The sequence below is a fragment of the Peribacillus sp. NPDC097264 genome, assembly GCF_050277925.1.
GTDB lineage: Bacteria > Bacillota > Bacilli > Bacillales > DSM-1321 > Peribacillus.
This window is the reverse complement of record NZ_JBNNSR010000003.1, coordinates 200,380-214,809: the sequence shown is the minus strand read 5'-3', so window position 1 is coordinate 214,809 and position 14,430 is coordinate 200,380. Positions and strand designations below refer to the sequence as shown.

11 protein-coding genes are annotated in these 14,430 nt (G+C 40.5%); 10 read left to right on the top strand and 1 reads right to left on the bottom strand.

The genetic code is table 11. The features are described from left to right. Positions 1-39 precede the first annotated feature (39 nt). The 8 genes from leuC to yihA all read left to right on the top strand — a co-directional run bounded on the left by leuC (position 40) and on the right by yihA (position 11,432). Entirely contained in the window at positions 40-1,449 is a 1,410-nt protein-coding gene (gene leuC, locus ACQKL0_RS06320) for a 3-isopropylmalate dehydratase large subunit (protein ID WP_427686706.1), read from the top strand. Positions 1,450-1,479: 30 nt separating this feature from the next. After that, complete coding sequence (gene leuD, locus ACQKL0_RS06315) at positions 1,480-2,079, top strand: 3-isopropylmalate dehydratase small subunit (RefSeq protein ID WP_427686804.1); 600 nt, start codon at positions 1,480-1,482, stop codon at positions 2,077-2,079. Positions 2,080-2,245: 166 nt separating this feature from the next. Further along, positions 2,246-3,277 carry a tetratricopeptide repeat protein gene (locus tag ACQKL0_RS06310; RefSeq protein ID WP_427686704.1) on the top strand — a complete coding sequence of 344 codons (1,032 nt, stop codon included), beginning with the start codon at positions 2,246-2,248 and terminating at the stop codon, positions 3,275-3,277. A 186-nt stretch (positions 3,278-3,463) separates the two neighbouring features. Further along, the gene (tig, locus tag ACQKL0_RS06305) at positions 3,464-4,756 is read left to right on the top strand and encodes a trigger factor (RefSeq protein WP_402874625.1); all 1,293 of its coding nucleotides are present in this window, start codon (positions 3,464-3,466) and stop codon (positions 4,754-4,756) included. A gap of 430 nt (positions 4,757-5,186) precedes the next feature. Then, entirely contained in the window at positions 5,187-6,455 is a 1,269-nt protein-coding gene (gene clpX, locus ACQKL0_RS06300) for an ATP-dependent protease ATP-binding subunit ClpX (protein WP_402874628.1), read from the top strand. Between the two features lie 182 nt (positions 6,456-6,637). Continuing rightward, positions 6,638-8,308, top strand: a complete 1,671-nt coding sequence (lonB, locus tag ACQKL0_RS06295; RefSeq protein WP_402874629.1) for an ATP-dependent protease LonB — start codon at positions 6,638-6,640, stop codon at positions 8,306-8,308. A gap of 224 nt (positions 8,309-8,532) precedes the next feature. Continuing rightward, the gene (lon, locus tag ACQKL0_RS06290) at positions 8,533-10,854 is read left to right on the top strand and encodes an endopeptidase La (protein ID WP_402958130.1); all 2,322 of its coding nucleotides are present in this window, start codon (positions 8,533-8,535) and stop codon (positions 10,852-10,854) included. Next, positions 10,851-11,432, top strand: a complete 582-nt coding sequence (gene yihA, locus ACQKL0_RS06285; RefSeq protein ID WP_402874633.1) for a ribosome biogenesis GTP-binding protein YihA/YsxC — start codon at positions 10,851-10,853, stop codon at positions 11,430-11,432. The genes lon and yihA overlap by 4 nt, the downstream gene beginning before the upstream one ends. A 76-nt stretch (positions 11,433-11,508) precedes the next feature. Here the strand turns inward: yihA and ACQKL0_RS06280 are convergent, their stop codons facing one another. Beyond that, positions 11,509-11,991 carry a LiaI-LiaF-like domain-containing protein gene (locus tag ACQKL0_RS06280; protein ID WP_402875857.1) on the bottom strand — a complete coding sequence of 161 codons (483 nt, stop codon included), beginning with the start codon at positions 11,989-11,991 and terminating at the stop codon, positions 11,509-11,511. Between the two features lie 246 nt (positions 11,992-12,237). Between ACQKL0_RS06280 and hemA the strand changes: the two genes are divergently transcribed. Then, positions 12,238-13,587 carry a glutamyl-tRNA reductase gene (hemA, locus tag ACQKL0_RS06275; protein WP_402875855.1) on the top strand — a complete coding sequence of 450 codons (1,350 nt, stop codon included), beginning with the start codon at positions 12,238-12,240 and terminating at the stop codon, positions 13,585-13,587. A 10-nt stretch (positions 13,588-13,597) separates the two neighbouring features. Beyond that, on the top strand, positions 13,598-14,428 hold the full coding sequence (locus ACQKL0_RS06270; protein WP_402986494.1) for a cytochrome C assembly family protein: 831 nt from the start codon (positions 13,598-13,600) through the stop codon (positions 14,426-14,428). The last annotated feature ends 2 nt before the right edge of the window (positions 14,429-14,430 follow it).

Genomic DNA, 14,430 nt, shown 5'->3' with positions numbered 1-14,430 from the left:
GTTTTTTAAAAAATATAAAATTGATCGAGGTGGATATAAGTGGGTAAATCTATAATTGAAAAAATATGGGATCGCCATATTATATATGAAGAGGAAAATAAACCGGATTTATTGTATATAGATCTTCAATATATTCATGAAGTAACATCCCCTCAAGCATTCGAAGGTTTGAGATTGAAAGGGCGTAAAGTAAGAAGGCCCGACCGGACTTTCGCAACAATGGACCATAATGTGCCTACTATAAATCGCCATTTCATTTCGGATGATATTGCAAGAAAACAGTTGGAGGCACTCGATAAAAACTGTAAGGAATTCGGTATCCGTCTTGCTGACCTAGACAGCCCAGAACAAGGAATCGTTCATGTCATCGGTCCGGAATTAGGTCTTACACAACCTGGTATGACGATTGTTTGCGGGGACAGCCATACATCTACGCATGGGGCGTTCGGATCGATTGCTTTCGGGATCGGAACAAGTGAAGTGGAGCATGTTTTGGCCACTCAATCCCTATGGCAGACTAAACCAAAAACGCTAAAGCTTGAGGTTAATGGGAAACTCGGTCATGGAGTCATGGCGAAAGATGTCATTTTATATGTTATATCCAAATTCGGTGTCGACTTTGGGACAGGACATATCATTGAATATTGTGGGGAAGTTTTCGATGCCATGTCAATGGAAGAAAGAATGACCGTATGTAATATGTCAATCGAAGGCGGTGCTCGTGCTGGGCTAGTGGCACCAGATGAAACGACCTTCTCCTATTTGAAAGGTCGTAAATATGTATCAAAAGGTGAAGAGTTTGAGCGTTGCGTTCAGGACTGGAAGGCACTTGTTAGTGACGCAGATGCGGTTTATGACCGGGAAATCGTCCTTGATGGCAGTTTGATTTCGCCAATGGTCAGCTGGGGAACAAATCCGGGCATGGCTAGTGGAGTGGATGAACGGGTACCGACTTTTGCAGAGGATATCACTAATTCGAAGGAACTCGGCCGCGCGCTTGAATATATGGGACTTCAAGAAGGAATGGCGATTACGGATATTCCGGTTCAACATGTATTTATCGGTTCTTGTACGAATTCCAGAATTGAAGATTTACGTCAGGCTGCTGAAATGATTGAAGGCAGGACGGTTCATAAAGGTGTTCGAGCAATGGTGGTACCAGGCTCACAAAGTGTCAAGAAGCAAGCGGAAGATGAAGGATTGGATGAAATTTTTAAATCGTCAGGCTTTGAATGGCGGGAATCAGGTTGTAGCATGTGCTTGAGCATGAACCCGGATGCGGTGCCTCCTGGTGAACACTGTGCCTCCACGAGTAACCGGAACTTCGAGGGACGACAAGGGGCAGGGGCCAGGACCCATTTAGTAAGTCCAGCCATGGCAGCGGCTGCGGCCATATACGGGAAGTTTGTTGATATAAGAAACTTGAAAAAAGCTGAGAAAGTCCAATAAATACAAAATAATAGGAGGTGCACAATGGAAATGGAACCCATTACTATATATAAAGGAAGAGCGGCGGCACTAAATCGGAAAAATGTGGATACCGACCAAATCATTCCAAAGCAATTTTTAAAACGGATTGAACGAAGCGGCTTTGGCGAATTCCTGTTCTATAACTGGCGCTTTGACGAAGAAGGAAATGAACGCCCTGATTTTGAATTGAATCAGCCTCAAAATCGTGATACCTCGATTTTGATTGCGGGTGAAAACTTTGGCTGTGGATCATCAAGGGAGCATGCACCATGGTCGTTGAAAGATTATGGTTTCGATATTGTCATCGCACCATCTTATGCCGACATATTCAAAAGCAACTGCATGAAGAACGGAATGGTTCCCATCGCATTAAACCATGAGCAAGTCCAGTACCTGATGGAGAGGGCTGCTTCCCCTGATTATGAACTGACTGTCGATTTACCGAATCAAACGGTGAAAGATGGCCAAGGGTTTGAAGCAAGCTTCGATATTCATCCATATTGGAAGGAAATGCTCGTCAAAGGCTGGGACGAAATATCGATCACTCTTCAATATGATGAGAAAATAGCAGCTTATGAAAAGCAAAAAGATGCAGTTTCTAATGCGTAATGAATTCAAAAAAAGGCTTCCTATCCAATAAAATAGGAAGCTCTTTTTTGTGGAGTTTTAAATTACATATAAGTGGAATGGATACCTTGGAAGGTGACTGTTTTTTGAATTTCATTCTATTACATGCTAAACTATTTTCCAAAAGCGAACGGCGAGGTGAATAATGATGGTTGGGAAACATGGCAAGAGCACAGAGGATTCGAAGGTCGTCCCATTTCCTAATCTAGGGGAACGGTTAATCATAAAGGGCCTCGACGAGCTTGGAAAAAGGAACTTTAAAGACGCAGCCCGGCTCTTCAGTCAAGCACGGGAATTTGAGCCGGATAATGATGAAGTGTGTATGGGCCTTGTCGTTTCCCTGGTTGAGCTCGAGTATTATGAAGAGTCCAAAGAATTGTGCCAAGAGATGCTCAATAAAGGAATCGGTGACTATTTCCAATTGATTAACATCTATTTAATGGTGCTACTCCAATTGAATGAACATCAGGAAATGATTACGACAATTGAACTTTTATTTGATGAAAACCAGATCCCCTTCGACAAAGAGGAGCATTTTGAAAAGATGCTTCACTTCAGCAAGCGGGCCCTTGAAGATAAAAAAGAGGAAACCGAAAGGGAATTACAGCTGCGGGAAGAAGAATTACAGAAGGAAGAGTTATTCGCAGGGAAATCGGATAAAGAAATGCTACTTGTGATTTCTAAACTTACGAATCTTAATATTCGACCTTTTGTCCCCCAAATCGAGCAGTTTCTTCAAGACCGTGATGGACATCCATTTTTTAAAACGATGCTATTAAACATCCTTATAGACCAGGAGTATAATGAAGAAGTAACCGTTTGGAAGTTCACGCAGTCCAAGATTGTCAATCCAAAAGAGCTGGTGACCTTGAAGGAAACAAGCTTCCATAAAACGATCATGAACCTGACAGAAGAGGAAATCAGTCATAAAAATCCGAGTTTATTTGAAATGGTGCACAGCCTAATTGAGCGGCATTCCTTTTTATTGTATCCATTCGAACCAGAATCAGATATGATACCGGCATGGGCGGCTGCCTATCATGCGTTAGCCGAAGAGTACATGACAGGGGAAGATAGGATCCAAGAAATAGCGAATAGTTATTCCGTTGATGGGGAAGCGGTTACGAATATTCTAGCCACTATAAAAGAAATCGAAGAAATTTCTTATCCCATTATTTAACCTATTGCTGTTGTAACGGTTTGAACCTGTGTTATAATGTAGTGGTTGTAATGTATAATCGTCTAATTTTGACGAATTCCCAATTTTTTTCTTGGGTATATTTGAAGGATGACTTGTTAACACTTGCAAAGCATATTCATCCAATGCTTATTATTGAAGTATATAGATCTTTTTGGAGGGAAACACATGTCTGTAAAATGGGAAAAACAAGAAGGTAATCAAGGCGTATTAACAATCGAAGTAGAAGCTGTAAAAGTAAACGAAGGTTTAGACGCAGCATTCAAAAAAGTAGTTAAACAAGTAAACGTACCTGGCTTCCGTAAAGGTAAAATGCCACGTCAAATGTTCGAAAAGAAATTCGGCGTAGAATCATTATATCAAGATGCTCTTGATTTCATCCTTCCTGATGCATATGCAAATGCTGTCGAAGAAGCTGGAATTCAGCCTGTAGATCGTCCAGAAATCGACATCGAGAAAATGGAAAAAGGCGAAAACCTAATCTTCACGGCTACTGTAACAGTTAAGCCTGAAGTTAAATTAGGAGATTACAAAGGTGTTGAAGTGGAAAAATTCAATACTGAAGTAACTGACGAAGACGTTGATAACGAATTGAAATCAATGCAAGAACGTCAAGCTGAACTTGTCGTTAAAGAAGAAGGACAAGCTGCAGAAGGCGATACAGTCGTTCTTGATTTTGAAGGATTCGTTGATGGTGAAGCATTCGAAGGCGGAGCTTCAGAAAACCATTCACTAGAAATCGGTTCTAACTCATTCATCCCTGGTTTCGAAGAGCAACTTATTGGTCTTGAAACAGGCGCTGAAAAAGACATCGAAGTTACATTCCCTGAAGAATACCATGCTGCTGAACTTGCAGGTAAACCAGCTGTATTCAAAGTGAAAATTCACGAAATCAAAACAAAACAACTTCCTGAGTTGGATGATGAATTCGCGAAAGACGTTGACGAAGAAGTTGAAACGTTAGCTGAACTTAAAGAAAAAACAAAACATAAATTAGAGCATGACAAAAAACACGAAGAAGAAAACTTCGTACAAAACACTGTAATCGGTAAAGCTGTTGAAGGTGCAGAAATGGACATTCCTGAAGCTATGATTTCTAACGAAGTAGACCGCATGATGAATGAGTTCTCTCAACGCATTCAATCTCAAGGCCTAAACTTAGAACTTTACTACCAATTCTCAGGTCAAGACGAAGAAGCATTAAAAGCACAAATGAAAGAAGAAGCTGAAGGACAAGTTCGTACAAGCTTGACTCTTGAAGCTATCGCTGAAGCTGAAAAAATTGAAGCAACTGATGAAGACGTTGAAGCTGAACTTGCAGAAATGGCTACAATGTACAACATGGAAGTTGAAGCAATCAAACAAGCTCTTGGAAACTTAGAAAGCATCAAAGGCGATCTTAAAATTAAGAAAGCAATTGACTTCTTAGTGGAAAACAGCAAAACTGTTGAAGCAAAATAATTTATTTTAAGTAAGTGTTTACTAATATTTTCTTCAAAGAAACAAGGCGCGAGTAATCGTGCCTTGTTTTATACATATTAAGAATTTATTGGTAATTTTAACTATCGGATAGTTTCTGATTGATTTTTTTTTCATTTCAGTGTAGATTAATTCTAATGCTGCATATACATATTTATACAGAAAAACCTTATTTTAAAAACCGCAAAGTTTGGACATACTGGTAAATGGAAACATACATATGAAATGAAAATTTGTACTTATTGGACAACTTGTGGGTGAGCGTTTTTGTTACAAAATTTCCAAGAACGTGATAGAATGCAAAACATACTAGGAATTTTGGAACGCTAAAGTATTTGTGTGTCTTTCCTATAGCGGATTTGACACCTTTACATCACTAGAGTTGGAAGAGTATTTAAAGGGGTGAACGTTCATGTTTAAATTTAATGATGAAAAAGGACAATTAAAATGTTCTTTTTGCGGAAAAACTCAAGAACAGGTCCGCAAACTGGTAGCTGGTCCAGGTGTATATATTTGTGACGAGTGTATCGAGCTTTGTACTGAAATCGTTGAAGAAGAGCTAGGTACTGATGAAGAAGTAGAATTTAGAGATGTACCTAAACCTAAGGAAATTCGTGCGATACTAGACGAATACGTAATTGGACAAGAACAGGCTAAAAAGTCTTTGGCCGTCGCTGTTTATAATCATTATAAACGCATCAATTCCAATAGCAAAGTTGATGACGTCGAGTTATCCAAGAGTAATATCGCTCTTATTGGACCGACAGGAAGTGGGAAAACGCTACTTGCCCAAACATTGGCGCGTCTATTGAATGTACCTTTTGCCATTGCTGACGCAACTTCATTAACGGAAGCTGGTTATGTTGGGGAAGATGTAGAAAACATCCTTCTTAAGCTGATTCAAGCGGCTGATTACGATGTGGAAAAAGCGGAAAAAGGCATCATTTATATCGATGAAATCGATAAAGTGGCCCGTAAATCCGAAAACCCATCGATTACACGCGATGTATCCGGTGAAGGTGTACAGCAGGCCTTATTGAAAATTCTTGAAGGTACCGTGGCAAGCGTTCCGCCACAAGGAGGACGTAAACATCCTCATCAAGAATTCATTCAAATCGATACGACTAATATCTTATTCATCTGTGGTGGTGCTTTTGATGGCATCGAACCGATCATCAAACGCCGTTTAGGCCAAAAAGTCATTGGCTTTGGTTCTGATGTTAAAAAAGATGATATCGCAGAAAAAGAATTGCTTTCTAAAGTTCTTCCAGAAGATTTACTGCGTTTCGGTCTAATTCCGGAATTCATCGGTCGTCTTCCTGTCATTGCTACATTAGAGCAATTGGACGAAGCCGCTTTGATTGAAATCCTTACAAAACCGAAAAATGCTCTTGTGAAGCAATATCAAAAATTGCTTGAGCTTGACGACGTAGAATTGGAATTCGAACAGGAAGCACTTAGTGAAATCGCTAAAAAAGCGATCGAACGTAAAACAGGTGCGCGTGGACTCCGTTCCATCATTGAAGGAATTATCCTTGAAGTGATGTTCGATCTTCCATCACGTGATGATGTTGCCAAATGTGTAATTACAGGAAGCACAATCGCGAAAAACGAAACACCAAAGCTTGTCCTGAAAGATGGTACAACCATTCAGGGACAAGGGAAGAAAACATCTGCTTAATCGATTAGTGAAAAAACTGCCAGTTCTTCTGGCAGTTTTTTTTATGTTCTTTTTCATTACCTCAGTGCTTCTAAGTTTATATCTCAAAACACCAAAATTTACATCCCATATTTATTGGATTATTTCGCCCTCCCCTAGGAGATACTATCAGAAATGACAAGGCAGTAGCAGGAGGGAAAACGATGAACTGGACAGGAATAGCGTTATTTATTCAGCTGTTTTTTGGTATTGTGATTGGTTTGTATTTTTTGAATTTATTAAAAGGTCAACGAACACAAAAAGTTTCGATTAACCGTGATTCACGAAAGGAAATGGATCAGCTACAAAGGATGAGGTCCATCTCCCTAACAGAGCCATTGTCAGAAAAGGTGAGGCCGATTACATTTAAGGATATCATTGGTCAGGAGGACGGCATCAAATCTCTAAAAGCAGCTTTATGCGGTCCGAATCCTCAGCATGTGATCATTTATGGCCCTCCAGGAGTGGGGAAAACGGCAGCTGCAAGGATCGTTCTAGAAGAAGCCAAGAAAAATGGGAAGTCTCCTTTCAAGAAGTCGGCAGTCTTTATCGAACTGGATGCAACGACTGCTAGATTCGATGAACGGGGAATAGCCGATCCGTTAATAGGTTCAGTGCACGACCCTATATATCAAGGCGCCGGGGCCATGGGCCAGGCGGGTATCCCGCAACCCAAACAAGGGGCTGTCAGTAATGCTCATGGCGGCGTACTGTTTATAGATGAAATTGGGGAACTCCATCCCATTCAAATGAACAAGTTGTTAAAGGTGCTGGAAGACCGGAAAGTGTTTCTCGAAAGTGCTTATTATCAAGAGGAAAATCAAAATATTCCGACCCATATCCATGATATATTTAAAAATGGACTTCCTGCCGACTTTCGCTTGATTGGGGCTACAACAAGAACGCCTAATGAAATTGCCCCAGCCATTCGTTCAAGGTGCATTGAAGTGTTTTTCCGTGAACTGGACCGTGAGGAAATCGTATCCGTTGCCAAAAATGCTTCCGATAAGGTAGGTATCACTATTAGTGAAAAGGGACTTCAGTCGATTTCGGATTACGCCCGAAATGGTAGGGAAGCTGTCAATATGATTCAAACATTGGCCGGTATCTCCATTAATGAAAATAGAAGCTACATCAGGGAAGAAGATATTGATTGGATGGCTCATAGCAGCCAACTTACACAGAGGATGGACCGGAAAATAGAGTCAAGTCCAAAAATAGGACTGGTTAATGGTCTTGCCGTTTATGGTCCTAACAGTGGGGCTTTGTTGGAAATCGAAGTGACTGTGATGGCTGCTAACGATGATAAAGGTTCAATCAATATTACAGGGATAGTCGAAGAAGAAAGCATTGGTGGTGGAAATGGGAAATCCATTCGTCGCAAGAGCATGGCCAAGGGGTCGATTGAAAATGTCATCACGGTCCTGCGTTCCATGGGCGTTCCAGCCGACCAATTCGATATCCATGTTAACTTCCCAGGCGGGAGCCCTGTGGACGGTCCATCAGCGGGTATAGCGATGGCAACGGGCATATACTCGGCCATCTATAAAATGCCTGTGGATCATACGGTAGCGATGACGGGAGAAATTAGTATTCATGGTGGCGTTAAACCAATCGGAGGCGTCATTCCGAAGATAAAGGCCGCAAAACTGGCTGGGGCAAAGACTGTCATTATTCCAGCTGAAAACATGCAACCGTTGCTGTTGGAAATTAAAGATATCGAGATCATTCCTGTTACGAATGTAAAAGAAGTATTGGATAGGGCGCTGAAGAAAGAGATAATATCCGATCAGATATTAGCCTCCTTGGACCCTTCGAAAAAAGAAAGCGTATAACAGGAGAACCCCGGTTTGAAAAAGACCGGGGCGTTTTCTGGCCGAAAAAAATAATCATGAATTCAGGCGTGCTTTTTCCTCGGAAATTGGAGATAATAAAAGCAATTATACCTGTTAAGGTAAACAAATAGACACTTCTATATAAATAGGATAGAATTGTTAAAAGGTTGATAACTTGGGTAATTAGTTTACAACGACGATACTAAATTTGGAGGTGTCAGGAAATGACTGATCAAGAAATCATCGTTCCCCTCCTGCCGCTAAGAGGACTGCTTGTATATCCAACAATGGTACTTCATTTAGATGTGGGCCGAGATAAATCGGTACAAGCCCTTGAGAAAGCAATGGTGGAAGACCATCTTATATTTTTGACGACACAGAAAGATGTGACGTTGGATGAACCTGGTGAAGAAGATTTATTTACCATGGGTACATTAACAAAAGTAAAACAGATGCTGAAACTTCCAAATGGTACCATCCGTGTTTTAGTGGAAGGTTTAAACCGGGCAGAGGTTAGTGAATTTTATGATTATGAGACACACTATGGTGCGAAGGTTAAAATATATGAAGACAGCGATGAAAAAGATGCGGAACATCAAGCGTTAATGCGCACCTTGCTGGATTATTTTGAACAATACATAAAGATGTCCAAAAAAATAACCGGTGAAACGTTCTCTTCCACTTCAGATATTGAAGAACCGGGTAGATTGGCTGATATCATCGCCTCCCATTTGCCTCTTAAGTTGAAAGAGAAGCAAGAAGTGCTTGAGACCATTGATATGAAAGAGCGCTTAAGCCGGGTGATTGAAATCATCAATAACGAAAAGGAAGTCCTTTTCCTGGAGAAAAAGATCGGTCAGCGTGTCAAGCGATCCATGGAACGGACCCAAAAAGAATATTATCTACGTGAACAAATGAAGGCCATCCAGAAGGAACTAGGGGATAAAGAAGGTAAGACAGGAGAAATCGCCGTTCTTACTGAAAAAATAGAAGAAGCCGATATGCCAACGCATATTAAAGAAACGGCTTTAAAAGAACTCGACCGGTATGAAAAAGTACCATCCAGTTCAGCTGAAAGCTCCGTTATCCGCAATTACATCGAATGGTTAATATCGCTTCCATGGTCGAATGCCACGAAAGATGATCTTAATATTCATAAAGCGGAAAAAATCCTAAACCGTGACCATTATGGATTGGAAAAGGTCAAAGAACGGGTGCTTGAATACTTGGCTGTCCAGCAGCTGACGAATTCGTTAAAGGGACCGATTCTTTGTTTGGTAGGTCCTCCAGGCGTCGGAAAAACAAGCTTGGCCAAGTCGATTGCCTCATCATTGAACCGGAAGTTTGTTCGAATTTCCCTAGGTGGCGTGCGTGATGAATCGGAAATCCGGGGACACCGCCGCACATATGTAGGGGCCATGCCAGGTAGAATCATCCAAGGGATGAAAAAGGCCGGCACGATTAATCCGGTATTTTTACTGGATGAAGTGGATAAGATGTCCAATGACTTTAGGGGAGACCCATCGGCCGCGATGTTAGAAGTGCTTGACCCGGAACAAAACCATAACTTCAGTGACCATTATATTGAAGAGACGTATAATCTTTCTAAAGTTATGTTCGTTGCGACAGCCAATAATCTTTCAACAATTCCAGGACCGCTTCGTGATCGTATGGAAATCATTTCGATTGCAGGTTATACTGAAATAGAGAAGCTTCATATCGCCAAGGATCACCTACTGCCTAGACAGTTGGAGAATCATGGTCTATTGAAGACACAACTGCAAATCCGTGAAGAAGCCCTTACTAAGATCATTCGTTATTATACTCGGGAAGCCGGTGTCCGTAGTCTAGAACGGCAGCTTGCCAGTATTTGCAGGAAAACGGCGAAGATCATCGTTTCCGGTGATAAAAAACGAGTCGTGATTTCTGATAAGAATGTCGAGGAGTTTTTAGGGAAAACGATGTTCCATTATGGACAAGCGGAGATAGAAAACCAAATAGGTGTCGCTAATGGATTGGCATACACTTCCGTTGGTGGGGATACGTTACAGATCGAGGTATCTTTATCACCAGGAAAAGGAAAGCTCATTTTGACTGGGAAACTTGGCGACGTCATGAAAGAATCAGCTCAGGCTGCTTTCAGTTATGTACGTTCGAAGACCGAGAAACTCCACATCGATACGAACTTCCATGAAAAGTATGATATCCATATCCATGTTCCAGAAGGAGCCGTTCCTAAGGATGGTCCATCTGCAGGCATCACGATTGCAACAGCGTTAATATCGGCTCTAACTAATAGGCCGATCAGAAAAGAGGTAGGCATGACAGGCGAAATTACATTACGCGGACGGGTTCTCCCAATTGGTGGCCTTAAGGAAAAATCCTTAGCGGCTCATCGGGCAGGACTTACGAAAATCATCATCCCGCAAGATAACGAAAAGGATATTGATGATATCCCGGAAAGTGTCCGTAAAGAATTAATATTTGTTCCAGTTTCACATGTTGATGAAGTCCTAGAACATGCATTGGTAGGTGTGGACGAATGAAAGTAACAAGTTCAGATATTGTCATCAGTGCCGTTAAGCCTGAACAATATCCTAACACCCCCATTCCGGAATTTGCCTTAGCTGGTCGTTCCAATGTCGGGAAATCAAGTTTCATCAATAAATTGATCAATCGAAAAAATTTAGCGCGGACTTCTTCCAAGCCAGGAAAGACGCAAACGCTGAATTTCTATATCATAAATGAAGCCATGCATTTTGTGGATGTACCTGGTTACGGGTATGCAAAGGTTTCTAAAAGCGAACGTGATGCATGGGGGAGAATGATTGAAACATATTTCACCTCCCGTGAACAGCTTCGTGCAGCGATATTGGTCGTTGATTTACGCCATCCGCCGACTAAAGATGATATAGCCATGTATGAGTTCCTGAAGCATTACGATTTGCCAAGAATCGTGATAGCGACGAAAGCGGACAAAATCCCAAAAGGGAAATGGCAAAAACATCTTAAAATCACACGCCAAACGCTTAATCTGGAAAAAGAAGATGAATTGCTTCTTTTCTCAGGTGAAACCGGAGAAGGTAAAGAACAAGTCTGGGGCGTTTTGAAGAAATACATGTAAGAGATAAAGGACATTCCCTAAGTGGAATGCCCTTCTCTTCTTAATGAAAAAAGGTCTCCCATCTGGGAGGCCTTTTTCATTTTCTTCGAAGTAAGATATACACACCAATTGCGATTAAAACAAATGGCCAAAATTTTTCTATATTATAGGTTCCTGTTTCCAGTATTCCGAAAGATGAGGTGATTTTGTCATAAAACAAAGTGAGGATCGCTATGAAGAATAAAATCATCCCGTGCATCATGCCTGTATTCGTTTTACGTGTCCTAAGAATAAAACCTAGAGAAATGATTAAAATAAAGATACCAAGGCTATCCGGCCAAATCTCGAGGTTATTGGCGATATGGAAATGGGCGCCGAATCCGAGCAGGATGACACCGGGAAGTATGGATTCATACTCACTCCCACTGTAGGCCTGGATTAAAAAGGCAATACCGACAATACATAATAGTGTAGGCCAGCTAAAGAAACCTGGGAAAATTTCAATTCGTGAATGTTCAAGAAAAAAATAAAGTCCGAAACCGATTAAAATGATTCCGGGAAAAATTCGTTGCTTTTTCATTTTATCCTCCTATCAATTCGATTACTTGAAGTTTATTGGTATTTTTGATATGGTTCTTTTGTACACAATGTCGAAATATGTATTTAATATAAAAATACGGCTTATATATTCACTATATTAGTGGGTGAACAAGCTTTCTTATTATGGTAGCATACGTTCATAAACTGTTCATATATTTTTTTGTTTCAGTTTTTGTACATGGTATAATGAAGGTACATGAAAAATTTTGGGGGTGCAAAAGAAAAGATGCATATTCTAGCGGTTGGTATCAATTACAAAACTGCCCCTGTAGAAATTCGGGAAAAATTGTCGTTTAATGAAGCCGAACTTGCCGAGGCAATGAAAGCTCTTAAAAATAAAAAAAGTATTTTGGAGAATGTCATTATTTCCACATGCAATAGAACGGAAATATATGCGGTAGGTGATCAACTTCATACTAGCCGATATTATATTAAGGAATTCCTTTCTGAGTGGTTTCACATCGATAAAGAGGAGTTTTCTAAATATCTGTTTTTCTATGAAGGGGACGCTGCTGTTGAGCATTTATTTTCAGTTACATGTGGCCTGAACTCCATGATTCTTGGGGAAACGCAGATTTTGGGACAAGTTCGCTCGAGTTATATGTTGGGACAGAAGGAAGATACAATAGGAACGGTTTCTAATCATCTTTTCAAGCAAGCCCTTACACTGGCCAAGAAAGCCCATTCGGAAACGGAAATCAATACGAATGCAGTTTCCGTGAGCTATGCGGCCGTTGAATTGGCGAAGAAAATCTTTGGAAGCTTAAGTGGCAAGAATGTGCTGATTCTCGGAGCAGGTAAAATGGGTGAATTGGCGATTCAAAATCTTCACAGTAATGGTGCGGATAGCATTACTGTCATCAATCGTACTTATCAGAAGGCGGTTGATTTAGCTGAGAGATTTAATGGAGATGCAAAACAGCTTCAGGAACTGCAATGTGCATTGGTGGAAGCGGATATCTTAATCACGTCAACTGGATCGAAAGACCTTCTCGTCACAAAAGAAATGATGACATTTGTGAACAAGCTTCGCAAAGGCCGTCCTATCTTCATGGTGGATATCGCTGTTCCACGTGACTTGGATCCAACGTTGGCTGAACTGGAAAACGTATTCCTATACGACATCGATGACCTTGAAGGAATCGTACAAGCGAATATCGAAGAACGTAAGAAAGCTGCTGAAAAGATAGGCTTAATGATTGAATTCGAGATTGTTGAATTTAATCAGTGGATGAATTTGCTTGGTGTGGTTCCAGTCATTTCGTCCCTACGGGAAAAATCGTTATCGATTCAAAAGGAAACGATGGAGAGTATTGAAAGAAAGCTCCCACACTTGAGTGAACGTGATATAAAAGTATTGAACAAACATACGAAGAGCATCATTAATCAAATGCTGAGGGATCCGATTTTATATGCCAAAGAACTGGCAGAGGAACCAAATGCAAAAGAACAATTGAATAATTTTGTGAAAATCTTTCATTTAGAGGAATTGGTTGAAGAAAAGATGGTAGAGGACAATGAAACTGAAAAGGCACATGCGAAGTCTTCTCTACTAAATCCAGTTCCTGTCCATTAATGAGGTAGATATGGAATTACTAATGACAAGGTTACATGAAGGTACTGTATTGTTATATGCCGTCAGTATGCTTTTATATTTCTTCGATTTTCTAAATAATAACCAGAAGGCTAATAAAATCGCCTTCTGGTTGCTTTCTATTGTTTGGGTACTGCAAACAATTTTTTTATTTCTTTATGTAATGAAAACGGGAAGATTTCCAATCTTGACGATTTTCGAAGGGCTATATTTTTATGCTTGGCTCCTCGTTTCATTATCATTGATCATTAACCGGTTGTTACGGGTCGATTTTATCGTATTCTTTACTAATCTACTTGGGTTCATGGTGATGGCCATCCATACGTTTGCCCCTGTCCAGATAGAATCGGAAGTCCTTGCACAACAGCTGGTTTCTGAGCTTTTATTTATTCATATCACGTTTGCCTTACTATCTTATAGTGCTTTTACTCTTTCATTCGTGTTTTCCTTACTCTACTTGATTCAATATGACTTATTGAAGCGAAAGAAATGGGGTAAGCGGTTGCTTCGACTAGGTGATTTGACGAAGCTTGAAAATCTGTCGTATGTTCTCGCTGTAATCGGCGTTCCGTTATTGGGGGTATCTTTGATACTGGGCATTCAGTGGGCCAATCTTAAATTACCAGGTGTTTCTTGGTTGGATATGAAAATTATCGGTTCGTTTGTTATATTGATAGGATATAGTGTTTATTTATACTTGAAAATCCGAAAACAGGTTTATGGCAGGGCTTTGGCCTTTTTGAATATTGGATTCTTCATGATTGTATTAATTAACTTTTTCCTTTTTGGAAGTCTTTCATCATTCCATGTTTGGAATACATAGGA

Excerpts from the sequence above, each read along its gene's own strand:
- leuD (WP_427686804.1), top strand. The coding sequence starts at position 1,480 with ATGGAACCCATTACTATATATAAAGGAAGAGCGGCGGCACTAAATCGG.
- lon (WP_402958130.1), top strand. The coding sequence starts at position 8,533 with ATGACTGATCAAGAAATCATCGTTCCCCTCCTGCCGCTAAGAGGACTG.
- ACQKL0_RS06310 (WP_427686704.1), top strand. The coding sequence starts at position 2,246 with ATGGTTGGGAAACATGGCAAGAGCACAGAGGATTCGAAGGTCGTCCCA.
- ACQKL0_RS06280 (WP_402875857.1), bottom strand. The coding sequence starts at position 11,991 with ATGAAAAAGCAACGAATTTTTCCCGGAATCATTTTAATCGGTTTCGGA.
- ACQKL0_RS06270 (WP_402986494.1), top strand. The coding sequence starts at position 13,598 with ATGGAATTACTAATGACAAGGTTACATGAAGGTACTGTATTGTTATAT.
- lonB (WP_402874629.1), top strand. The coding sequence starts at position 6,638 with ATGAACTGGACAGGAATAGCGTTATTTATTCAGCTGTTTTTTGGTATT.
- tig (WP_402874625.1), top strand. The coding sequence starts at position 3,464 with ATGTCTGTAAAATGGGAAAAACAAGAAGGTAATCAAGGCGTATTAACA.
- clpX (WP_402874628.1), top strand. The coding sequence starts at position 5,187 with ATGTTTAAATTTAATGATGAAAAAGGACAATTAAAATGTTCTTTTTGC.
- hemA (WP_402875855.1), top strand. The coding sequence starts at position 12,238 with ATGCATATTCTAGCGGTTGGTATCAATTACAAAACTGCCCCTGTAGAA.
- yihA (WP_402874633.1), top strand. The coding sequence starts at position 10,851 with ATGAAAGTAACAAGTTCAGATATTGTCATCAGTGCCGTTAAGCCTGAA.